The sequence below is a fragment of the Eubacterium segne genome (genome assembly GCF_014287775.1).
In the GTDB taxonomy this organism is placed as follows: Bacteria; Bacillota; Clostridia; order Lachnospirales; family Lachnospiraceae; genus Eubacterium_G; species Eubacterium_G segne.
Window position 1 is genome coordinate 138,348 of record NZ_JACOOZ010000007.1, and the last position, 25,723, is coordinate 164,070.

16 protein-coding genes, 1 riboswitch and 1 other annotated feature are annotated in these 25,723 nt (G+C 34.3%); of the genes, 1 reads left to right on the plus strand and 15 read right to left on the minus strand.

Annotated features, from left to right (window positions below; translation table 11 throughout):
* Positions 1–17 precede the first annotated feature (17 nt).
* Complete coding sequence (pdxR, locus tag H8S00_RS10480; RefSeq protein WP_118589973.1) at positions 18–1,406, minus strand: MocR-like pyridoxine biosynthesis transcription factor PdxR; 1,389 nt, start codon at positions 1,404–1,406, stop codon at positions 18–20.
* A 221-nt stretch (positions 1,407–1,627) separates the two neighbouring features.
* Between pdxR and H8S00_RS10485 the strand changes: the two genes are divergently transcribed.
* The gene (locus tag H8S00_RS10485; RefSeq protein ID WP_118589971.1) at positions 1,628–2,464 is read left to right on the plus strand and encodes a pyridoxamine kinase; all 837 of its coding nucleotides are present in this window, start codon (positions 1,628–1,630) and stop codon (positions 2,462–2,464) included.
* A 126-nt stretch (positions 2,465–2,590) separates the two neighbouring features.
* Here the strand turns inward: H8S00_RS10485 and H8S00_RS10490 are convergent, their stop codons facing one another.
* From H8S00_RS10490 to H8S00_RS10555, 14 genes are all read right to left on the minus strand, one after another.
* Positions 2,591–3,385 carry a beta-barrel domain-containing protein gene (locus H8S00_RS10490; protein WP_118589969.1) on the minus strand — a complete coding sequence of 265 codons (795 nt, stop codon included), beginning with the start codon at positions 3,383–3,385 and terminating at the stop codon, positions 2,591–2,593.
* The gene (locus tag H8S00_RS10495; RefSeq protein ID WP_279220125.1) at positions 3,378–5,504 is read right to left on the minus strand and encodes a peptidase domain-containing ABC transporter; all 2,127 of its coding nucleotides are present in this window, start codon (positions 5,502–5,504) and stop codon (positions 3,378–3,380) included. Before H8S00_RS10495 ends, H8S00_RS10490 begins: the two co-directional genes overlap by 8 nt.
* A gap of 39 nt (positions 5,505–5,543) precedes the next feature.
* A complete protein-coding gene (locus tag H8S00_RS10500; RefSeq protein WP_186840518.1) occupies positions 5,544–14,330 on the minus strand; it encodes a calcium-binding protein in 8,787 nt (2,928 codons plus the stop codon).
* A 97-nt stretch (positions 14,331–14,427) separates the two neighbouring features.
* Positions 14,428–14,844, minus strand: a complete 417-nt coding sequence (locus H8S00_RS10505; protein ID WP_147365673.1) for a hypothetical protein — start codon at positions 14,842–14,844, stop codon at positions 14,428–14,430.
* A gap of 444 nt (positions 14,845–15,288) precedes the next feature.
* Positions 15,289–15,702 (minus strand): hypothetical protein, encoded by a 414-nt coding sequence (locus tag H8S00_RS10510; RefSeq protein ID WP_118589911.1) that lies wholly within the window; start codon positions 15,700–15,702, stop codon positions 15,289–15,291.
* Between the two features lie 68 nt (positions 15,703–15,770).
* Entirely contained in the window at positions 15,771–16,184 is a 414-nt protein-coding gene (locus tag H8S00_RS10515; RefSeq protein ID WP_118589913.1) for a hypothetical protein, read from the minus strand.
* A 67-nt stretch (positions 16,185–16,251) separates the two neighbouring features.
* Positions 16,252–16,665 (minus strand): hypothetical protein, encoded by a 414-nt coding sequence (locus tag H8S00_RS10520; protein ID WP_118595002.1) that lies wholly within the window; start codon positions 16,663–16,665, stop codon positions 16,252–16,254.
* A 640-nt stretch (positions 16,666–17,305) separates the two neighbouring features.
* The gene (metK, locus tag H8S00_RS10525) at positions 17,306–18,493 is read right to left on the minus strand and encodes a methionine adenosyltransferase (RefSeq protein WP_021951808.1); all 1,188 of its coding nucleotides are present in this window, start codon (positions 18,491–18,493) and stop codon (positions 17,306–17,308) included.
* 151 nt (positions 18,494–18,644) lie between these two features.
* A riboswitch (SAM riboswitch) is annotated at positions 18,645–18,750 on the minus strand.
* A gap of 70 nt (positions 18,751–18,820) precedes the next feature.
* Positions 18,821–20,812 carry a 2-isopropylmalate synthase gene (locus H8S00_RS10530; RefSeq protein WP_118589919.1) on the minus strand — a complete coding sequence of 664 codons (1,992 nt, stop codon included), beginning with the start codon at positions 20,810–20,812 and terminating at the stop codon, positions 18,821–18,823.
* Positions 20,813–20,909: 97 nt separating this feature from the next.
* Positions 20,910–21,145, minus strand: a binding site (T-box leader).
* Between the two features lie 84 nt (positions 21,146–21,229).
* Positions 21,230–22,522: a UDP-N-acetylglucosamine 1-carboxyvinyltransferase gene (murA, locus tag H8S00_RS10535; protein ID WP_021951806.1), complete on the minus strand. Its 1,293-nt coding sequence runs from the start codon at positions 22,520–22,522 to the stop codon at positions 21,230–21,232.
* Between the two features lie 196 nt (positions 22,523–22,718).
* Positions 22,719–23,273 (minus strand): M23 family metallopeptidase, encoded by a 555-nt coding sequence (locus H8S00_RS10540; protein WP_118589921.1) that lies wholly within the window; start codon positions 23,271–23,273, stop codon positions 22,719–22,721.
* A gap of 64 nt (positions 23,274–23,337) precedes the next feature.
* A complete protein-coding gene (locus H8S00_RS10545; protein WP_118589923.1) occupies positions 23,338–23,856 on the minus strand; it encodes a shikimate kinase in 519 nt (172 codons plus the stop codon).
* A 20-nt stretch (positions 23,857–23,876) separates the two neighbouring features.
* The gene (locus tag H8S00_RS10550) at positions 23,877–24,452 is read right to left on the minus strand and encodes a flavin reductase family protein (protein WP_118589925.1); all 576 of its coding nucleotides are present in this window, start codon (positions 24,450–24,452) and stop codon (positions 23,877–23,879) included.
* Positions 24,453–24,465: 13 nt separating this feature from the next.
* Entirely contained in the window at positions 24,466–25,602 is a 1,137-nt protein-coding gene (locus H8S00_RS10555) for a hypothetical protein (RefSeq protein WP_021951802.1), read from the minus strand.
* Positions 25,603–25,723: the final 121 nt, after the last annotated feature.

Here is a 25,723-nt window from a genome sequence, read left to right on the forward strand (position 1 = left end):
GTATTAATTAAGTCTGTTTACAATGCCTTGTTCATTATATCGAGGGCTTTCTTTAACTTTTCCTCTGACACGGCAGAGTAGTTTATTATGAATTTATGATTAAACTCCTCTAATTTATTGTAACAGTAATCTGACACACCGGATATGTTTATATTATTTTCCCTTAAAACTGCCTTAAAGCTTTCGTCATCTATGTCCTTTTTGATTCCCAAAATAAAATGAAGTCCTGCATTTTCTTCTTCTATGGTAACCTTTTCATAAATATCCGACTGCTTTATGGCACCAATTATTTTGTTTCTGTATTCCCTATAATAATTTCTCATTCTGTTAATGTGCCTCTCGTAGTAACCCTTGGAAATAAAATTTGCCAGTGTGTACTGCTCAAATCCCGACACCGTTCCGGAATAAAATCCCAATTTTTTATGATACAAATCCATTAATTCATCCGGCAGTACCATATAGGCAATTCTAATGGAAGGAGCCAGAGTTTTTGAAAAAGTATTCATATATATAACTCTTGTACTGTCCATTCCCACCATGGTTGGTATTGGCTTTCCCGAAAATCTGAATTCACTGTCATAATCATCTTCAATAATCAAGCCATTATTTTCCTTTGCCCATTTTAAAAGCATTTGTCTTCTTTGTACCGGCATAACCCTTCCTGTTGGGAAGTGATGGGAAGGCGAAATATGGACTGCTCCTGCACCGCTTCCTGTTAAATTCTCAGGATTTATTCCCATATTATCAATTTTTAAATGGAGACATTTAACTCCGTTACTTTCATAAACCTTTCCGATTTTTTTATATCCCGGATCCTCTAAGGCAATAACCGTGTTGCGACCTAAAAGCTGAACAATAATGCTGTAAAGGTATTCCGTTCCCGCACCTACAATAACATTGTCAGGGTTAATTTCCATTCCTCTAAAATGTGCCAAATGGTCTGCAATGGCATTTCTAAGTTCTGCCACCCCATTAGGAACAGGACTTGTAAGGAAGGAATTTTCCTGGTCTAAAAGGGTCTGCCTCATTATTCTTGACCATGTTGCAAAGGGAAAGTTATCGTACATTATATGATTAGAGTTAAAATTAACCAGCCACTGTTTTTTATGTTCTACGCTTCTTGCCATATTTTTCTTTTTAATATTTTCACCCAGATAATCACCACTTATTCTGCTGGCATAATATCCACGTTTTTCCTTTGTGAAAATATATCCCTCCACAATAAGCTGGGCATAGGCATTTTCCACAGTTATAACACTTATGTTGTGATTTTTTGCCATTTCTCTTTTAGAGGGAAGTTTCTCCCCTGCCTTAATTTTTCCTGACAAAATATCATCCTTTATGCATTTATACAAATATTCGTACAGAGACATTTTCCCTCTGTTTTCAAAATCATAGGTAAGCATTGTTTCCCCCTGTTTTATAATGAAATTTGAGTTATTCTAATTTTTCATCATATTAATAATTACATTTTTAACATTCTGGTATTAAAAAAAAATCATAATATGATATTAACAACAAGACCATTACTGGATTATACTTGAAAAACATGTAATTGTAAATACACGGATTCTTAATTGCCGCTGACCGCAGGGAGTGGACAATTAAAAATACAAGGAGATTTTTTATGAAACGAGTAATGAGTATTCAGGACATTTCCTGCCTTGGGAAATGTTCTCTTACTGTAGCACTGCCTATAATATCTGCCATGGGTATTGAAACCGCCATTGTACCTATTGCGGTGTTATCTACCCACACTAATTTTGATAATTTTACCTTTAGGGATTTAACTGATGATTTAATTCCAATTAAAATTCACTGGTTAAAAGAAGGTTTTAAATTTGATGCAATTTACACAGGTTATCTTGGTTCAAAGGAACAGGTGGATATTGTATCGGAATATTTTGATGCCTTTAAAACTAAAGACAACTATATAATTGTTGACCCTGCCATGGCTGACAATGGTGAAATGTATTCAGGCTTTACTCCTGATTTTGCTCTTAAAATGACTGCACTTTGCAGCAAGGCTGATATTATTCTCCCAAACATTACTGAAGCAAGCCTTATGCTTGGAGCCAAATATCCGGGAGAAGACGCCGATGTGGATACCATTAAGTCAATGCTTCTACAATTATCCAAGCTGGGTTCAAAAAATGTTGTTATTACGGGAGTTAAAACTAATCCCGGACAGTTAGGTTTTGTGGGTTATAATTCTAATGAAGACAGCTTCTTTTGCTACTCTACAAAGGAAGTTCCAATTAAATCCCACGGAACAGGAGATGTTTTTGCCAGCACCTTCACCGGTGCATTAATGAACGGCTACTCTATATTTGGAGCTTTAAAAATTGCTGCGGATTTCACTTACAAGTGTATACAAAATAACTATAACGACAAGGATTCCGTGGATTACGGAGTGAATTTTGAGGCAGAAATTCCTTCGCTACTTAGAATGATCGGAAAATAATGTGTAATATTAATTAAAATGAATTTCCTTATGTAACCCATATCGCTTTTAACCCGGCATATCATTCATTATGCCGGGTTAAATCAACAAAATGGATATAACAAATATATTTACCCAAACTGCCTTTTATTTTTCCTTTACACTTTTTTCCAAAGCTTCAACTACAGGTTCTAATATGTACTCTATTATTCTCCTTTGACCAATGTTTACATCTACAGTACATGTCATTCCATTCATAAGATTTATTTTTTTATTATCATATTTATTAATCTTTATTTCCGAGGCAAAGCAATAATCTTCCTGTGCATTCAGTTCTGCAACTCTATTAATTTGGATTACTTCCCCTTCTACCATTCCATAATCACCATAAGAGTATGCATCAAGCTTAATATTTACTTTGTCCCCCAATTCAATATCTGCAATATCCTTGTTAGAAATATTAATCTTAACCTTATAATCGCTGTTATTAGGTATTACTTTTAATAATTCCTGATTCATTTGTACTGCAGAACCAACGGATAGATCCGACATATTCGTAACTATTCCTTCTTTTTCTGAATTGATTTCTATTACTTTTCCACTTTCGTCAACTAAATCAAGTATTTTATCTCCCCTTTTTATTGTATCATCATCTTTTACATATACTTTATCAATTCTCCCAGTATAATAGCTAACAACAGATGTTAATCCTTTTGAAGAAGCTACAACACCTCTGCATTCATTCACAACGTCTACTTTACTAAAATATGACCAAATCAATACCGATATAATCATCAAAAAACTTGTCCATATAACGACCATTGCACCCTTATTTGTCGGTTTTTCTATAATTTCAATCAATCCTGGCATAAAATCATACTCTAACTTTTTCCTATTCTTTTTTGACTGTTTTACTAAATACTCAAGTCTGTCATTATCCATTAATATCACCTCGCAGTTGCATATTATATAATTTACAATATATACCTTTTTCCTCCATTAAATTTTCATGCGTATCAAACTCAACCACCCTCCCTCTATCAATAGTCATAATTCTATCTGTGTTTTTCAAGGTAGATATTCTATGAGCAATGATGATTACTGTACGACCTCTACATATGTCTTCTATATTATTCTGAATAATACTTTCCGATTCATAATCAAGTGCAGATGTAGCTTCATCAAATATCAGTATTCTAGGATTATTTACTATAGCTCTAGCAATAGCTATTCGTTGCTTTTGACCTCCAGACAATCCAACGCCTTTCTCTCCAATTATAGTATCATATCCATTTTGCATCTCCGATATAAATTCATGAGCACCGGCAATTTTACTTGCCTTTATTATTTGTTCCATTGAAGCTTCAGGACAATGAATTGATATATTGTATGCAATAGAGCCTGTAAACACAAAATTTTCCTGTAAAACAATTCCAATCTGTCCTCGTAACCACGCTGTGTCTACCATTGAAATATCATACCCATCAATAAGTACTTTCCCTTTTTCAGGAATATACATTCTCTGAAGCAATTTAGATACGGTACTTTTTCCAGAACCGCTCTTGCCTACAATTCCTATAACCTCACCTTCATTAATTCGAAATGACATATCATCAATAACTAACGGTGTATCAATTCTATATCTAAATCCTACATGGTCAAATACAATTTTCCCTTCAATATTGGGCATGGAAACTGTATTTTTAACAAAATTTTCCCGTTTAGCATTAAATATATCTCCAATTCGCTTTACTGAAAGAGACGCCTGTTGATACTCCTGCCATAACTGCACAAAACGTAGTATCGGCTCACTTACTCTACTTGCCAGCATCCTAAAAGCAACTAACTGTCCAACTGTGAAATTACCATCCATTACTTCCAGTGCTCCTAAAAATAGTATTAATAAATCAAAATTTTTTTGTATAAATCTGCTTAAATTATTGGCAACATTGGCAATCATAGAAGTCTTATAACTTGCTTTTACATATTCAGCCTGCAAATTACCCCATTTTTCTTCCAGTTTTGGTTCTAAGGCAAAAGATTTTACAGTTTGAACAGCGGATACACTCTCTACTAAAAATGCCTGTGCATCAGCCCCACTATTGTATTTTTCATCCAGACTTTTCTTAAACATTGGTGTAATGACTAAAGAAAGTATTGCAAAAATAGGTAAAGAAAATAAAACAACCAATGATAATTTTGTACTATAAATGAACAATACAACAATGTAAATAATTACGAAAAATAAATCTATTAGTGATGACAATGGCGTACCTGTTAAAAAACTTCTTATATTTTCCAATTCTCTCACCCTGGCAATTGTATCACCTACTCTCCGACTCTCAAAATATTTTAAAGGGAGAGCAAACAAATGCTTAAATAATCTGTCACTTAGTACAACATCTATTCTATTTGTTGTATGAGTAAACACATAATTTTTCGTTAAATTTAGTACAAGTTCAAATATATAACTTATTGCTAATCCCACGGTTAAAACATATAAAGTCGACTTACTAAAATGAACAAGAACCTTGTCAACCACAATTTGCGTCATCATTGGTGATAACAATCCTAATAATTGTATAATTAATGCCGCTACAAGTACACTTATAAGTTGCCCTTTAAATTTATATATTGTAGGCAAGAACCACTTGAAACCAAATTTAATTTTTCTATTTTCTTTTCCCTTTTTCGAAATTATTATTGCTATACCGCCCCAATTTTCATAAAACTCTTTTAGCTCAATTAATTTTGTTTCCTTAGTTTCAGTATTTGAAATCATAATATGATTCTTGTTCTTCGTTATGATAACAAAATTATTATCCTTCATCTTAGCAATAATAGGAATATTTAATTTATCTATATTATTTAACTTTTTACTCTTAATTAGTTTGCATTTAAGATTTAAATATTTTCCCATACCAAGAATTTTTTCCTCATCAAAGTTCTTATTTGCTGTATTAGTCAAATGCTGAATTGTCTCATTATTCATCTTTATTCCCCAATACTGAACTATTGTTATAAAGCAAGTTAATCCACTGTTATTCATTTTTTCCTCCAAAACTAACCCACAACAATAATGTTGTGGGTCTTATAAAACTTAAGCTTTTTTTATCCAAAAATTATCTGTGAAAATTTTTATATCATCGTTATTTGCACCATTCTTCAATTGTGCTATTCCAGCTTCATCAGACAATGTAGACCAATTATCAACTAATAACTGCGCCATATTACTATTGAGAGAATTATAAATAACATCTCCCGCATCCGATATTTTGGATTCGTCAATCATCGCACCCTCCATTTTATATCGATTATTTTTCTCGCCATATGGTTCAACTAATGATGAGAACGGTGCTATCTTATCTCTATCCTTAATAATATTTCGGAATTCATCTGCGTTCAAAACAGTTCCGTCTGCAAATTCTGCAGAAAACTGTCTGGCATATGAATTCTTGTTATAATTCTTACAGATAATAATTTTATTTGTATTAGCATTTTTTATAATAAGGTTATCCAATAAGCTTTCAAAAGTGACGTCATTTAAATTTATATTACTTTCAAATTTTAACGTATTATACCCCTTTTCATCAGCAATAACTGTTATTCCATCTGATTTGTCTATTACATAAATGTCATTTCCGTTTCCACCTTCTACATAATTACTTCCGGCATTTGGATAAATTATATCATCACCATTCTCACCGTATATTTCATCATTTCCGGTTCCACCATAAATAGTGTCATTGTCATTTCCACCATATATTAAGTCATCTCCATTTCCTCCATTTATGTAATCATCTCCATTTCCTCCATAAATACAATCATTTCCTTCATCACCTTTGATTGTGTCATTACCATCTCTTCCATATAACAGATCATCTCCGGCTCCACCTGATAATGTATCATCTCCAGCTCCAGCATCTATCTTGTCATAACCATTACCTGCATATAACGTATCTGCAAGGCTACTTCCATAAATAACGTCATCACCCGATTTTGCATCAATACTTCCTCCCGGAACAGCAACATATAGCGTTTCTGCTTCATTTGTTCCTTCAAGGTTTCTGGCTATTCCATTTTGATCCAAAATATCAATTACCTCATCATTTGAAAATTTCAATTTGAATTTTCTATGTCTTTCCTGATAAACAAAATTACTTAAAACTACTCTTGTATTGCTATCCTTAATATTAATTATAAAATCTGCAGACGCTGACTCACATTGTAATTCATCCATAGAAATATCATCAATAAATTCAAGCGTATTAATACCATTAATATCCGAAATGTACACCGTATCATAATTTCTTCCTACTATGTATACATCATCTCCATCATTTCCATTCAATGTATCTGTTCCAGCTCCGGCGTCAAGAACATCATTTCCATTTCCCCCATTTATACAATCATCTCCACTATCTCCAAATAGGTAATCATCTCCATCACCACCGTGTATGATATCATTTCCATCATCACCATGAACTATATCATTACCTGCATCTCCATATAATTTATCATTATCATTTCCTCCGTATATTTCATCATCACCACCATTTCCACTAATACAATCTTCTCCTGAATCTCCATATAATACATCCATAAACGCCGAACCATTTACCCTATCATCGCCTCCATTACCATGTATCGTACTTCCATCAAAAATAGCTGTCATAGTATCTTTTTCTTCGGTTCCGAAAAGAGCCTTAAGATAACCTTCTTCCCCGTTTAAATTAATCTTTGTCCCATCATTAAGCATTAATGTATACATCCTATATGTCTCATCGTAGCAATAGTTAGAAATAATCACCTTAGAATTATTTTTGTTACACTTAATAACCAAATCATTTAATACACGTTCAAATATCAGATCATTTATTGATATTTTATCCAAATATTTTATAAAGTTACTGCCTTTATTATCTGAAATTGTTGTAATTTGACTGCCCATTATTTCATATATATCATCTCCGGATGCACCATTAAGTCTGTTTGTTCCTGAGGCTCCATTTAGAATGTCATTTCCTTCTTCTCCAAATAATATATCATCTCCTGAACCACCATAGAGTTTGTCATCCCCTGCACCTCCATAAAGCGTATCCTTTCCAACATTTCCGTATAATGTATCATCATCCGCCCCCCCGAATAATATGTCATTTCCCAGTTCTCCGTATAGTATATCATCTCCTGAATTTCCATCTAACGTGTCATTTCCCAATCCTCCATAAAGTATATCGCTACCATTTGTTCCATACACCCTATCGTCTCCGTCTCCTGCATTTACTATTGAATTGTTAAAGATTGAATGCATCACATCTGAATCATTTGTTCCCACCAAATTTCTAAGAATGCCATTCTCATCATTTAATGAAATTTTTTCACCATTGTCAAAAAACAATGTATAGTTTCTATAGTCTTGAGAATTTACAAATCGTTCAATAGTTATAGTATTTTTTCCCTTTACATTAATTATCAAATCGGAATTTGTGGTTTCATATTGTAAATCCTCCTTTCTTACACTCTTAGGCAATTTTATTATATTTTCACCTGAATAATCCGTTATTTTATTAACACTATTCTCGTCTAAAATAATATATGTATCATCCCCCTTATCTCCAGACAAATTATTTTTACCACTATCAGCTGTCAATATATCATTTCCATATCCGCCTGAAATAGTGTCATTCCCACTTCCACTATATAAAATATCATCGCCTGCTTCACCATACAACTTATCATTACCTGCTCCACCATACATAACATCATTATCTTCCCCACCGTATATAACGTCATTATCTGCTTCACCATAAATTGTATCATTTCCATATCCACCTGAAATAATGTCATTTCCGTTTCCACCAAAGATACGGTCATCGCCTTTACCCGAATTAAGTTTATCATTACCTTCTCCTCCAAAAATAACATCTTCATTAACACTGCCAACTACTGTGTCATTTCCAAGGTTCCCCTTTACAACTGTGTTTTTGTTTTCAATAGTGATAATATCATCTTTGGTTGTACCATCCATAATCACTTCATCTCCATTAATAGTTGTTGTGACCCCATCTCCATTAATAGTTAAAACGTAACTCTCTAATGTTCCCATTAATATATCTTCCAAACGGATATTAACATCATTGTCAAATTTTAATACGTAATTAGCATTTTTTTCCGAACCAATACAGTCATTAATTCTCATATCTATATCCGTGCTTTTTGCACTTATATACAAATGGTTTTTATCTTTTGTAAAGGTTAAATCTTCCAGTGTTATTCCATCTACAAACTGTATTATATTTTCCCCAACACTGTCTGACACATATACTTTATTTGACGCTTTTCCAATTACATAAGTATCATCTCCAGCTTCTCCTTTCAATGAATTATTACCGCCCTGATCATATAGAACGTCATTACCGTTACCTCCATGCAATGTATCTGTTCCCAAACCACTATAAAGTATGTCGTCTCCATCATCTCCGTATAGTTGATCATCTCCAAGTCCACCGTATATATTATCATTTCCATTCTTTCCATTTAGCGTGTCATTTCCACTGTCACCATATAGAACATCATTGTGATTATTACCTTTCAGAACGTCATCGCCCATTCCACCATATAAAGTGCTTTCAACTTCAGCTGCATACAAGTAATCATCCTCATCAGATCCTCTTAAAACTCTTACAGGAGCATCTTTTTCGTTTAGATTAAGACTTGTTCCGTCAGCAAACTGTAATGTAAATTGCTCTAACATACACCCTTCTTTAGAGCTGATAATGTCATTTATTGTTATGGTTTCACCTGTTTCTTTGATTGTTATTATAAAATTTCTGTTGGTATCGCTAAACATCAAGTCTCCGACTGTTATTCCTTCAGAAAATTTCAAGACACTATTTCCTGCTGCATCATTGATGACCTTATCGCCATTTCCTTTTGTAATGATATATACATCATTTCCGGCTTCTCCATTTAATATATCATTACCGGTTTCTCCGTCTAATATATCATTTCCTTTTCCACCATTTAATGTGTCATCTCCTGAACCTCCATAAAGAATGTCTTCTCCATCATCCCCATTCAATTTATCATTTTGTGCACCGCCATAAAGAGTATCATTCTCAGTTCCTCCGGACAGGTAATCATTTCCATCGTTTCCATAAAGGATGTCTGAACCGGCGTTTCCTCTCAGTTCATCACTCCCTTCACCTCCATAAAGGATGTCTTCGCCTTTATTTCCATATAAATAGTCATCTCCGGCATTACCATAGAGTTTTGTATCCATTTCACTTGCATAAATACTTTGACCCTTATCACTACCCTCTAATCTTCTAATAGGACCATTTTCAGAATCCAGCTTAATCTCTGTTCCGTCAGCAAACTGTAACATAAATTGCTCTAACATACACCCTTCTTTAGAGCCGACAATGTCATTTATTGTTATGGTTTCACCTGTCTCTTTGATTGTTATTATAAAATTTCTGTTGGTATCGCTAAACATCAGGTCTCCGACTGTTATTCCTTCAGAAAATTTTAAGACACTATTTCCTGCTGTATCATTGATGACCTTATTGCCATTTCCTCTTGTAATGATATATATATCATTTCCGGCTTCTCCATTTAATATATCATTACCGGTTCCTCCGTCTAATATGTCATTGCCTTTTCCACCATTTAATGTATCATCTCCTGAACCTCCATAAAGGATGTCATCTCCATCATCTCCATTCAATTTATCATTTTGTGCACCGCCATAAAGAGTATCATTCTCAGTTCCTCCGGACAGGTAATCATTTCCATCGTTTCCATAAAGGATGTCTGAACCGGCGTTTCCTCTCAGTTCATCACTCCCTTCACCTCCATAAAGGATGTCTTCGCCTTTATTTCCATATAAATAGTCATCTCCGGCATTACCATAGAGTTTTGTATCCATTTCACTTGCATAAATACTTTGTCCCTTATCACTACCCTCTAATCTTCTGATAGGGCCATTTTCAGAATCCAGCTTAATCTCTGTTCCGTCAGCAAACTGTAACATAAATTGCTCTAACATACACCCTTCTTTAGAGCCGATAATGTCATTTATTGTTGTGATTTCACCTGTTTCTTTGATTGTTATTATAAAATTTCTGTTGGTATCGCTAAACATCAGGTCTCCGACTGTTATTCCTTCAGAAAATTTTAAGACACTATTTCCTGCTGTATCATTGATGACCTTATTGCCATTTCCTCTTGTAATGATATATATATCATTTCCGGCTTCTCCATTTAATATATCATTACCGGTTCCTCCGTCTAATATGTCATTGCCTTTTCCACCATTTAATGTATCATCTCCTGAACCTCCATAAAGAAAGTCATCTCCATCATCTCCATATAATGTATCAATTCCTTCCCCTCCATATATAGTATCATTTCCGGCATTACCACTTAATGTATCTCTACCACCTTCACCATAAAGTATATCGTCATCCTCATTTCCTCTAATATCGTCATTAGAATCCCCACCATAGATTATATCATTGCCTTCATTTCCAATAAGTGTATCACTACCTTCTCCGCCATAAATCACGTCGTCTCCGGCATCCCCTCTTATATAATCCTTGCCATTCTCACCAAAGAGTTTATCGTTTCCCTGTGCTCCATAAATACTATCTCTTCCCTCTCCGCCATGAATGACGTCTGCCTCTTTTGATCCATTTATTATGTCATCGCCTGAACCTGCGTTTATTTCCTCTCCATTTGCAGAAACAGTAATTTTATCATCATATTCCGTTCCTTTTGTCCTATCCTTAACTAAATCTGTATCCATTGGGTTTATTTTTGAGCCATCTGAAAATTGGAAATTTATTTTTCTATAAGATGAGCCTGAAACAAAATTTTTAACTATAACTTTATCCTCACATTCTTCTACACTAATTTCCAGATCTGTCCCGTTGATGGAACAATTAAGATTCGAAAAACCAATTTTCTCCCCAAAAAGAATTGTTTCCTGACCTTCCCAATCATCTTCAATAATTGTTTTATCTCCCGAATATAAATTATATACATATGTATCATCACCTTCCCCACCATACAATGTGTCGTTGCCAGATCCACCATCTAATATATCATTCCCATGATTACCATAAAGCACATCATCATTTTCGTCTCCATATAACTTGTCATCCCCAAATCCACCAGATAATGTATCTTCTCCTGAACCTCCATATAATATATCATCTCCATCATACCCATAGACCAGATCATCACCACCGTAGCCGTAAAGGATATCGTCCCTATCAGTTCCCTTTATTAAATCATTTGATGCACATTTTACAATGGTTTCGTAATCTTTCCCTATTCCTGACACTTTTTTAATAAAGCTGTCCATATTTTCTTTGGAAATCATTCCTGAACCATATAATGTATCCATAAAATCAGAAAGCTTTTTCTTTGCCAACTCCGGATTCTTCTCATTAATTTCTTCTACAATATCTCCAATACCCGCATAATCAAATACAAGTTCCTCGTTTTCTTCATCATAATCAAACGTCACACCAACAAATAAATCTTTATAATCACACTGCAACTTTAACTGATAATAATATATATCAACTAATTGACTATATGCTTTTTCCAATTTTTCAGCTGCTGCTTCAACCGGATTTCTACCACCTACCTGATGTGTAAATTCCTGACCTAAAAATTCCTCAATTGCTTCGAGTCTTCTTGCATCTTTCATTTTGCTTCCCCTACTATATGGGTCAACATCATAAACTCCTGACCATCTCATAACCAATTCAGATACAATCTGTCTTCTTGTTATTTCATCTGTTTCATTTGCAAATCGTTTCACGAGATTTTGTAACTTTCCCGTTTTTTCCCTAAGCATTGCCTGATGCAATGTATTTACTTTACCTGTTCCTTTTAATTCAGGTAATGCAAAAACATCTTTTGTCTCTTCTAATATTACATAATCATCATTGTGTATTACTGTGTCAACACTATCCATTTCAAACCATACATCATGTATATCAAACTCTTTTCCGTTAAAATCTGTATATGTACTAACCTGATTATGTTCATTTCCCATATCATCCACAGCGTATTGTTCTGAATAATTTAAATTTATAGATTTGATTCCTGCCTGTTTTAATGATAATAACTCTCCGTCTTCTGTTTTACCATTGCTGTTTACATCCCTCCATACCTGTATCTTTGAATACATAGCATCTTTTTCATCCATCACTCCATCTGCATTGTTATCATAATTTGCAAGAGCTAAGAATCCATTTGCTGCAATTTCATCTTCTGATATGCTTGACGCATTACCAAATAACTCATTTCCTCCATCAATTTTGCCATTACCATTTTCATCAAATACAAGAAGACCATCATCACTGCCTACCCAGCCCATAGCCTCTGCACTTTTATCTCCATCAAAATCAAAATGGACGTTGTTCTTTAATGATATTGTTTCTATACCATCACCATCCAAATCAACAATTAATGGATCAACACGCTGAGCAAGTGCCTCCTTGAACCAATCAAAAATACTGTACGCCATGTCATTCACACATTCTCCAAGTTTAGATCCCACCCAAAATTCAAATAATTCTAATGTAACAAATGCGACAACACCTGCAGCCGGACAGATTGCTGTTCCTGCTACCATTGCCAAATATAGGTTTGCCGGTTCCATCAATCCTGTAATTACAGAACCACCTGCTATTTCTGCAAAAAAGCCTGTTATTTCTTTACACGCTTCCTCCTTTTGACCATTCTGATATTTTTCTGCTGCACTGATTATCGTAGATGCTCCCCATGCAACAAAAAATACTGTGCCCGCATATTTTACCGCTTTACTCACTTTAGAAATTCCGGATAATGTCTTCTCTATCTCTGCTATTTTAGTTGCATATTGTTTGCAAGCTCTCGGACTACCTAACTCTTTATATTTTTGTAATGCATCTTTCAGAATGCTCTTTTGAGATTCAGTAAATACTTTTCCCTTATATCGTTCATTGTATATTTTCTCCAGTTCGCCAAGTTCCCGTTTTATATCAATGTCTGTTATTGCATCACTGATATCCATGTTTTTTGTATTTCGGGAGAAATCCATATTATCCTTTTCTGTTACATATGAAGTTCCACCACCTACTTTAGAACTATCCACCTTATACACTACAATATTTCCATTATTATCATATCCAATTGTGATATCAATGTCTTTCATAAATTGACCTGTTTTATGTGCAAACCATTCTTGATAAAACATTTTTGCTTCCATTTCATCCTTAAATCCATAACGTTTTGAATTATGAACGATTTCCTTTATTGTTTCTGTACTCTCTCCCCATATAGATTTTACTTTCGGATTATTCAATAAAGCATCAAATTCCGTTCTTAAAAAAACCTTATTAGGATTTAATTCCCACATTAAAGGTTTCACATCCCCTGCTGCCACTTCAAGCATCAGTCTTTTTGATGTATAATCACTTAGATTTAAAACACCACTGCCCTCTTTAATTTCTAACAAGCCATCCTTTCCTCCATAAAGAACAAGTTTTGCATTTTCTATGCCAATCTTATTCCCTAATGCTATACCTAATGGTTTATCATTAATTAAATTTCCCAATTCCGTGCTACTAATATATTGATATTTTTTTTCTTTACTCAATGCTTCGGCTACTTTATAAAGTGGAAGCCACGCCTCTCCCACCTTGGCGCCTCCACAGTAAGGAAGTACTTCTCCTGTCACTCCGTTAAAACTTTCCCTATTCAAAAATTTTTCCAATGCTCTGGTAAATTCCACCAAACTAGATTCCGTAATTTCTCCTTCATTATCGTGCTTTAAACCATCATATCCTTCAATAAACTCTATTGTTCTTTCTGCTAACTGACTCATTTTGCCCTCTTTTCATTTAATATTCTAACGTTTTTTCATATAACATAAGCTTCCTCAAACTAAACTTCTAAATTAATTATCTCGCTCTAGATTTTTATTAATTTACAATCTCAATTTTTCGATTTTCAAAAGCTTTGTCCAAAAATATTTCTAATGCATTTCTCATTGCTTCAATAACATACTCTTCCTCTTTCTTTAGCACTTCATCTACCCTAAATTCTTTATATTCTACGTAAAGTACAAATTTGTCTTCATAATAGTCATATTTTATAGTATTAACTATATTTTTATATATAAAATTTGCCACTTGGGGACCATCTACTCCCTCCAGCACCAACCCTAACGGAGCGTCATTATCCACAAAATACATCCCCTTTTCCTTATCATAAACCCAATACACCACATCTACCATTCCACCATGATACACCCTATTAATATGAAAAGATTCAATAAATTTTCTGTCTTCCTCTGTTATCTTTTCATAAACAAAATTAAATTTTTTTGTTTCCATCATTTTCTCTCCTTAACTTTCTTATTTATTTTATACAAAAATTTTGTGCAATAATTTACCAAAATACAAACACTGATAATCCATGAAAACTGTTAATAGATATGTTATTTCTGACAAAGAATATTTCGTTTTTCTACAAGAAAGATATCCTCAATAAATCGTTATCCTTTTTATAAGAATACATCTGAATTCCATTCCTCTCCTGTGCTTTCCGACCTCTCATACATAATAATAACCTTTCCTCTGCAAGATATTTAACCTCTTTCATTCGCTCTCAACAGCAAAGAGTACTTCTTTCGCTATTATTTATGCTGTATTTTTTATAAAAACATTATTATGATACCATATATGTATACCAAAGTAAATATATTGTTTTATATTTATCAAAATTATATCGTATTTAAATCCACATATTATTTTACATTTTTCAAGCTCAAATTTTATTTATTAATTTGCAATCTCAATTTTTCGATTTTTAAAAATTTTACCTAAAAATATTTCTAATGCGTTTTTCATTGCTTCAATAACATACTCTTCCTCATCCTTTAACCTTTCATCTACCATAAATCCTTTATATTCTATAGAAAGCACAAATCTATCAGAATGATAAACATACTTTATAGTATTAACTATATTTTTATATATAAAGTTTGCCACTTTAGGTCCATTCACTCCATCTAGCACTAATCCTAACGGAGAATCATTAATAACTAAATACATTTCTTTTTCTTTATCAAAAGCCCAATATACAACCTGTACCATTCCGCCATGATACACCCTACGAATATGGAAGGATTCTATAAATTTTCTATCTTCCTCTGCTATCTTTTCACATACAAAATTAAATTTTTTTGATTCCATCATTTCCTCCTAAACTTTATTATTTATTTTGCATTGTGCTTATGTAATTCCCTTGCACAAAGTTTTTATCAATTTAAAACCTTCATTTTTCGATCATCAAAAAAATTCCCCCAAAACACTTCTAATGCTTTTCTCATTGCTTCAACAACATACTCTTCCTCATCTTTTAGCCTTTTATCTACCCTAAATTCTTTATATTCTATAGAAAGTACAAATCTGTCAGAATGATAGTCATATTTTATGGTATTAATTATATTTTTATATATAAAGTTTGCCACTTTAGGTCCATCCACTCCCTCCAACACTAATCCTAATGGAGAATCATTAAGAATGAAATACATCCCCTTTTCCTTATCACAAGACCAATTTGACACATCTACATTTCCACCATGATACACCCTATAAATCTGAAAAGCTTCAATAAATTTTCTGTCTTCCTCTGCTATCTTTTCACATACAAAATTAAATTTTTTTGATTCCATCATTTCCTCCTAAACTTTATTATTTATTTTACATTGTGCTTATGTAATTCCCTTGTGCTAAGTTTTATCAATTTAAGGCCTTCATTTTTCGATCATTAAAAAAACTCCCCCAAAATACTTCTAATGCTTTTCTCATTGCTTCAACAACATACTCTTCCTCATCTTTTAGCTTTTTATCTACCCTAAATTCTTTATATTCTATAGAATGTACAAATCTATCAGAATGATAGTTATATTTTATAGTATTCACTATATTTTTATATATAAAGTTTGCCACTCTAGGTCCATTCACTCCCTCCAACACTAATCCTAATGAAGCATCATTAAGAATGAAATACATCCCCTTTTCCTTATCACAAGCCCAATACATCACATCTACCATTCCACTATGATACTCCTTCTCAATCTGAAATGATTCAATAAATTTTCTGTCTTCCTCTGTTGTCTTTTCATAAACAAAATTAAATTTTTTTGATTCCATCATTTTCTCCTAAACTTTCTTATTTATTTTGTACAAAAATTTTGCACAATAATTTACCAAAATACAAACACTGATAATCCATGAAAACTGTTAAAGATATGTTATTTCTTACAAAGAATATTTCGTTTTTCTACAGGAAAGGTATCCTCAATAAATCGTTATCATTTTTATAAAAAAATAAATCTAAATTTTATTCCTCACCTGTGCTTTCCGGTCCCTCATGCATAATAACAAACCTTCCTCCTCCATTTCCTTCATATGACACTTTTGTTGATGAATCTATACATAATGCCGGTCTTATCCCGCCTTTTCATATGCATTTTATATCGATATCTTGTCATCCCAGGTAAAAACACAAACTGCAGAACTATAATAAGTTTCCGGTGTTCTTAACATCCAGGTAACACGCTCTCCATTTAATGAACATTTTTTATTACGATTCTTTTTTAAATAATCAATGTTTTCCCCTCTTTCGCTATAATATACATACCACTTTCCATGTCCTCTATAAGAAAAGCGGCACTATCGCTTTATTCAACGCCATAGCACCGCTTTTATGTCAATATGAATGTATCACTGCCACTCACCATTGTCTACGGATTACTTTCTTGTTACGTAATTTCCGAAAACTCACATCACATTAAACTAACTTTGCCAGTTCCTCTGCTTTATCAGTCTTTTCCCAAGGTAAGTCTAAATCATTTCTTCCAAAATGACCATATGCAGCTGTCTGCTTGTAAATAGGTCTGCGAAGGTCTAACATCTTTATAATACCTGCAGGTCTTAAATCAAACTTATCACGAATGATTTCCACTAATTTTTCATCTGAAACCTTTCCTGTTCCAAATGTATCTACCATTACTGATGTAGGATGTGCAACACCAATGGCGTATGATAACTGAATTTCACATTTATCTGCTAATCCTGCTGCCACAATATTTTTTGCAACATATCTTGCTGCATAAGCAGCTGAACGGTCAACCTTTGTACAATCCTTTCCAGAGAAAGCACCACCACCGTGTCTTGCGTATCCACCATAAGTATCAACAATTATTTTACGTCCTGTAAGTCCGCTATCGCCATTTGGTCCGCCTATAACAAAACGTCCTGTTGGATTTATAAAGAATTTTGTATTTTCGTCTACCATATCCTGTGGAAGAATTTCATCAAATACATATTTCTTAATATCTTCATGTATCTGCTCCTGGGTAACTTCCGGATCATGCTGAGTCGATAAAACTACCGCATCTAATCTAAATGGCTTTCCATTTTCATCATATTCTACTGTAACCTGTGTTTTTCCATCAGGTCTTAAGTATGGAAGTGTTCCGTTTTTTCTGACCTCCGTCAGTTTTCTTGCTAACTTATGAGCCAATGAAATAGGATATGGCATTAACTCCTCTGTTTCGTTAGTAGCATATCCAAACATCATTCCCTGGTCACCGGCACCAATTGCATCAATGTCCTCATCCGACATTTTGTTTTCCTTAGCTTCAAGAGCCTTATCAACTCCTAATGCAATATCTGCTGACTGTTCATCTAATGCTGTTATAACTCCGCATGTGTCACAGTCAAATCCGTATTTAGCCCTGTCATAACCGATTTCCCTGATAGTATTTCTTACTATTTTTTGTATATCAACATATCCCTTTGTAGTTATTTCACCCATAACCAACACAAGACCTGTTGTAATACTTGTTTCACAGGCTACACGGCTCATAGGGTCCTGACGCATTAATTCATCTAATATGGCATCAGATATCTGGTCACACATTTTGTCAGGATGACCTTCAGTTACTGATTCAGATGTAAACAATCTTTTTTCCATTTACTTCTCCTTTTCTTTGTTTTAAATGCTTTAACTATAGTATCTTACAAATATTTATTTTCTACTTGTGAGAATTTATTTTTCTTTAAACCTTATTTTTATAAAAGAAAAAGTCCACTAAACAGTGGACTTGAATTCAAGGTATCAAATCCTCTTATTGATCAAACTTGTGTCTGCTCAGGTTGGCACCTTCCTGACAAATGTCGGGGTTGCCGTGGCTTCTTCGGTCCTTGTACCTCCACCACTCTGAATAAGAGAAAATATTTATTTGCAATGGTTATATTACTATTATAGCATACATATGTCAAGGAATAAATCCCAAAAACATTAATCTCTGCTGTTTCTAAACTGTACCGGTGTCATTCCGTACTTTTTCTTAAAAAGGCGGTTAAAATGTTCAACATTCTGGTATCCTACCTTTTCTGCAATAGATTCAACAGTCATGTTTCCCCCCTTTAAAAGAGTTCTTGCCTTTTTCATTCTGACATTTTTAACTAACTCTCCAAAGGTCTTTCCTGACTTATCCTTAATGTACTTTGATAAATAAGGTTTTGAAAGATGGAACTGATCTGCTAATTCATCTAAAGAAACCGTTAAATAATTTGTATTAATATAATTAATTATTTCAGTCAGTCTCTCGTCCTGGCAGTCTTTTTCACCTAATTCCTTAATAACCTGATTTACGGCTACTGTTAATGCATGGATTGATGATTTAATAATATCCTCGTCTAATCCTACGCCCCAATGCATAGCTCCGTTATAGCTTATTCCCACATAAGAAACAGCCTTTGAAGAAGAACCTCTTGATAATGAATGTTCCTCGTATACTGAAAGTTCGTAGCTAATATTAAAATACTGCTTAAATGCATTACTTACAGCATCTAATCTACCGTTACCTGTACTCTTAACAATTCTTACCCCGTCATTTTGTGCAATGGTAACTTCTGCCATAATGCCGTTTTTCTGCTGGAAATGTACTTCCGGAACAGAGAATGCTCCCACATCATTTATGTATTTATCTTCAAATATCTGATATACCCAGTCAGGTGATAATTCCTTATGCTCCTTATCTGAAACATGCTTAACTGTATATCCCACTTCTTCCTTCATCTTATCCGGCAAATCCAGTCCGAAGTTCTGCTTCAAAATGTAACTTACGCCACCTTTTCCTGACTGGCTGTTAATTCTAATAACATCAGAATCATATGTTCTTCCAATATCTACAGGATCAATAGGAATATATGGAACAGTCCACTCATCAGTTTTGCCTGCTGCCCTACATGCCATACCCTTGGCAATGGCATCCTGATGTGAACCTGAAAAAGCAGTAAATACTAAATCTCCTGCGTATGGCTGACGTGGACCTACCTTCATTCTTGTAAGTCTCTCGTAAACCTTGCTTATTTCATTTAAATTGCTAAAGTCAAGCTTTGGATCAACACCATGAGATAACATATTCATGGCAAGAGTAACTATATCAACATTACCTGTTCTCTCACCGTTTCCAAACAATGTACCTTCAATTCTATCTGCTCCTGCTAATACACTAAGTTCAGCTGTTGCCACACCGCAACCTCTGTCGTTATGTGGATGAACTGATATTGTTACTGCATCACGATATTTTAAATTCTTATGCATATATTCAATCTGGGTTGCAAATACATGCGGCATTGCATTTTCCACTGTAGACGGAAGATTAATAATAACCTTGTTATCCTTTGTTGGTTTCCACACATCTAATACTGCATTACATACGTCTAATGCATAATCCATTTCTGTTCCTGAGAAACTTTCAGGGCTATATTCAAATGAGAAGTTGCCGTCTACTTCCTTTGCTAATTCATCAAGAAGCTTTGCACCATCTACGGCGATTTTCATTATTTCTTCCTTGCTCTTTTTGAAAACCTGTTCACGCTGTGCCACTGATGTGGAATTGTACAAATGAATAACTGCGTGCTTTGCACCCTTTACAGCTTCAAAAGTTTTCTTAATAATATGCTCTCTTGCCTGAGTTAAAACCTGAACTGTAACATCATCCGGTATCATGTTTCTTTCAATCAGGGCACGCATGAAATTGTACTCTGTTTCTGAAGCAGCCGGGAATCCCACTTCTATTTCCTTAAATCCGATATCCACAAGCATCTGGAAGAACTCCAGTTTTTCTTCGAGACTCATAGGCTCAATTAAAGCCTGATTTCCATCTCTAAGGTCAACACTACACCATATAGGTGCCTTTTCAATGTACTCCTTCTTTACCCAGTCTGTAGTTACTACAGGTGGCATAAAATACTGTCTCTTATACTTCTTGTAGTTCATCATGATAATTATCTCCTTTAATCTTGTTTTAAAAAATATCTATATAAAAGTTTCCAACTTTTAATGCAAAAAAATATCCCTGTGCTCCATCTGTAGGAAGCACAGAGACGTAAGCTTTACTTGCGCGGTACCACTCTGTTTCATGTAATAAATACACACTCTCATAGGATGCATTCACATCCCTTCCTTTTAACGGTGGATTTCCGTCCTGACCTACTTGATGTTTTCAGCCGGAAGCTCCGGGGCGAGTTCATTAACCTGCATCTGATGTCTCGCACCTTCCGACATCTCTCTTGGTACAGCTCATTAATTACTATTCCTCTTCATAGCCTTTGCAATATTTTTAGGATGAACATATATTAACATATGCCTTTTCCTTTGTGTAGTGACAATATTAATCAGTTTTATTGATTTTTTTTATCATCCTACTTTTAATTTAAACTTCTGTTCTTCCCTTTCAGAATCTACTTTTGCGATAGTTGCTCCAAGTCCTGACAACTTTTCATCGAATCTTTCGTATCCTCTCTTAATGTATACAATATCATCTACCGTAGTAAATCCCTCAGCTGCAAGACCCGCAATAACCAATGCTGCTCCTGCCCTAAGATCAGTTGCCTTTACTTTAGCACCCTGAATACTTCCAACTCCGGTAATAATGGCTGTTCTGCCTTCTACCTTAGTTATGGCACCCATTCTGTTTAATTCTGCTACATACTTAAATCTGTTTTCAAAGATACTTTCCGTAACGGTACTTACCCCATTAGCCATAGTAAGCACTGCTGCCATCTGTGGCTGCATATCTGTAGGGAATCCGGGATAAGGAAGTGTCTTTATGTTCGCACATCTGATAAAATCACCGGCTTTAACCTTAACTGAATCATCATATTCTATAATTGTGCATCCCATTTCCATTAATTTAGATGAAATACACTCTAAATGCTTAGGAATAACATTCTTAATTAAAATCTCTCCACCTGTTGCAGCTGCCGCACACATAAATGTGCCTGCTTCAATCTGGTCCGGAATGGTAGAATACACTGTTCCGTGCAATTTCTCAACTCCGTTAATTCTAATCTTGTCAGTTCCTGCACCTCTAATGTCGGCACCCATGCTGTTTAACATATTAGCCACGTCAACAATATGCGGTTCCTTTGCCGCATTTTCTATAATAGTCTTACCTTCTGCCATAACAGCTGCCAAAATTATGTTAATGGTAGCTCCAACTGAAGAAACATCAAAGAAAATATTGTTTCCTCTTAATACATCTGCATGTGCATTAAGCATTCCGTGATCCTGGATAACTGTAGCTCCTAATGCCCTGAATCCCTTAAGATGCTGGTCAATAGGTCTCTCTCCTATAACACAGCCTCCCGGAAGAGCCACCTCTGCCTTTCCAAACTTTCCAAGAAGGGCACCAAGAAGATAATAAGAAGCTCTTATTTTTCTCATCTGTTCTTCTTCCACAATACAGGAATTAATGGTTCCACCATTTATAATTACACAATGTCTGTCAACTCTGTTTATCTTTGCCCCAATTGTTTCTATTGCATCTATTAACTGATTGATGTCACTGACATCAGGAATATTTTCTAAAGTTACATCTTCATCGGTCATAATTGCTGCTGCAATCAAAGCCAATGCTGCATTTTTCGCCCCGCTTATATCAACTTCACCATAAAGTGGTGTTCCACCTTTAATAATATATTTTTCCATTATTCACCTCGGGTTTTATGTAAACTCCAAAAATTTACTCAAATAAATAACAGTGTGCCTTAATTCTTGTCAAAATCTGCTTTTTTCACCTATTGATATTTTTATGCACACTTTCATATATTATAACACAATCTCCTACTTTGTAAACAGCTAAAGGCTTTTTATAATTTTAGAATATGCACTAAGCGGGTAAAAGTTACCCACCGTTTCCGGACTTTACATAATTAACGGGATTAACTTTTTTTCCATTAATTATTACTTCAAAATGAAGATGAGGACCGGTACTGTCTCCTGTATTTCCACTTAATCCTATTACCTGTCCCCTTGAAACCTTCTGCCCCTTTTCCACATTTAATTCCGACATATGAGCATATCTGGTTTCCACAAAATTTCCGTGATTAATTAAAACGTTGTAACCATAGCTTTCACTATAATACGCTAAGGTTACCCTTCCTTCCTTTGCCGCTTTTACCTTTGTTCCCACACATACTCCCCAGTCATGTCCTAAATGCCTTGAGCTTCTTGATATTGTATCCCCAAACTTTGAGGTGGTAATTCCTCCATTTACAGGCATAATAAAAGAAGCCTCAGAACTTTTTGCCTTTTTCTTAATGGTTTTCTTTTTAGTTACAACTTTTTTTGCCATTTCAGCCTTATCTTTAGCTTCTTTTATTTTTATATTTTGCCCGGCAATGAAACTATAAGCATGTATTTCCATTGCCATCTGGGAAAAAATAATAACTATCATCATTTGTAAGGCAAGAGCTGATACAGCCCAAAACCATCTCTTCTGATTAAATAGATTATTAATAATTTTAATTTTTCATTTCCTCCAATTTTTCAACAATTTTGTTCACAGTTTTCTGTATTGTACTGTGGTGCTCATTTACTATTATATCCGCATATTTTTCATATAACGGTGTTCTTTCATTATATAAATCCTTAAGAGTCTGTCCTTCCTTTAAAACCACCCCACGTTTTTTAAGACTTCCCAGTCTCTTTGACAACTCATTAAGTTCTAATTCCAGATACACAATGGTTCCAATTTTTGCAAAATGCTCCATTGCCTCCTGACCGTAAACTGCACTTCCTCCGGTAGCTATTATCGCCTTTGTTGTGTTAAGGGATTTATTTACGTCATTTTCAATCTCCTTAAATTTCTCTGTACCTTCTTCAGCAATAATATCCTTAAGGAGGCGTCCTGTTTTCTCCTGAATAACTAAATCAGAATCAATAAAGCTATAGCCTAATACCTTTGCCAGCACTACTCCTACAGTGCTTTTTCCAACTCCCGGCATACCTATCAATATAATGTTATCGCTGCTTTTGCTCATAATTTTCAGCCTCCTGATTCTTATTTTCTCTTTTTGTTTTTTCTCACTGAGAATCCAAATCTTCCCAGTTTTTTTCCTACTCCGTAATACTGTCCGTGGGAATAAACCAGCGGTGCTGCCATTGCCAAATCAAACTTTCCTTTAGAATCCATATATTTTTCATCAGCATGAACGCATAAAACCTTTGCCAAAAACATGTCGTGAGTTCCCAGATGTGTAATTTCAAGAACCTCACATTCAATGTTTACCGGACTTTCCTTTATAAGAGGTGCCGCAACATATTTTGCCTCCTCCTTTGTAAGATTCATTGCCTTAAACTTGTCCTCGTCTCTCCCTGACTTTACGCCACAGTAATCTGTAGCCTTGGCAAGTTCCTCTGTAGTAAGATTTATAACAAACTGACCTGTGTGTTTTATCATATCATAAGAATGCCTTGAAGGTCTTACTGAAATGTACACCATAGCAGGATCCGAACTTACCGTGCCTGTCCATGCTACTGTAAATACATTATCATTTCCTTCTCCGTCTGTAGCAGTAACTAAAACAGCCGGCAGGGGATACAACATATTTCCCGGTTTCCAAATATCTTTTGCCATGTAATTATCTCCTTTATTCCTTCTTAGTATTTTTGTTTAATAACTTTATATCCGTAAGTGAAATATCATCACCCTTTAAGGTATAGTTTAAAGTCATTTCACTTTTACATTTTCCGGATAGGGTATACACATAACTATTATACAATGTGGTCTTTGTAGATGCCATATAATTATAGCTATAAGTATATTTTAAAGTATAAACCTTTGTTTTGTCATTATACGTTATGGTATTCTTTAAATTATTTATATTAAAGTCAGATACCTTATAGTCTTCTATATTTTTAGTATCCGGCGGATATATTATATCCTGTGTCTTAGTAACAAGGTCCTTGACCTTACTTTTCAGCTTTTTATTATTAGGAAAGCATTTTATAAGGTTTGGATAGGATGGTTTTTTATCCCTTGCCGCCTTATAAAATAACTTAATGACTTTATCTCCTGACTGTTTTATTTTCCCGGAATATTCTTCACTGGCAGTGTAAGATTTTTTTGTCATATCAAGCGTTGTATCAGGTTTCTTTAAATCCACCTGACTGTTTACTGCATAATATTTGTTTGTAGCCACTACCTTGTAATCTCCCAAAAGAATACCCTTAAATTTATAAGTCAATTTACCATCCTTTTCTTCTACGGAAGCATTATCCTTTGTAATGGTTTTCCCGTTAATTTTTAATTGATTTCCACTGTTAATAACTACAGTAAAATTTTTTACAATCATGCTGTCGCAATTAACAGAGTATTCCGGTATAATATTCATTCCCTTTCTTATTTCATCAACATATATTTCAAAATATCTGTTTTCTTTTTTTGAGTCATCTATACATTTTACCCTGACTAACTTTTGTCCGTTCTTTTTCTCCGGGTCTAATATTTCGTAAGAATCAATTGTATACTGTAAGCGCATTTGCTTCATGGCTTCGATATATGTTTCTTTATTTATGTAAACCTCTTTTTCCTTTGTAAGGTAATCATACATTTTATTAAAATCACTGCTTACAAACGCTCTGAAATATCCTGCGGCAACATCTGTGGGATCTGACTCATGGTTTATATATGCCATTCCTGCTCCAATTCCCATGCAAACTGCTATAAATATTAATATGAAAAAAAGAGATACTACTCTTTCCCTTATTATCGATTTCTTCTTCATAAGTCTACTCCTGCATTAATGTCTGTTTTATATATACGTGTACTTAAATGTTACCCATTATCCTTGATTTTTGCAAGGCTTTTATGTATCATTAACATAACATATGAAAGGATTCAGTCGG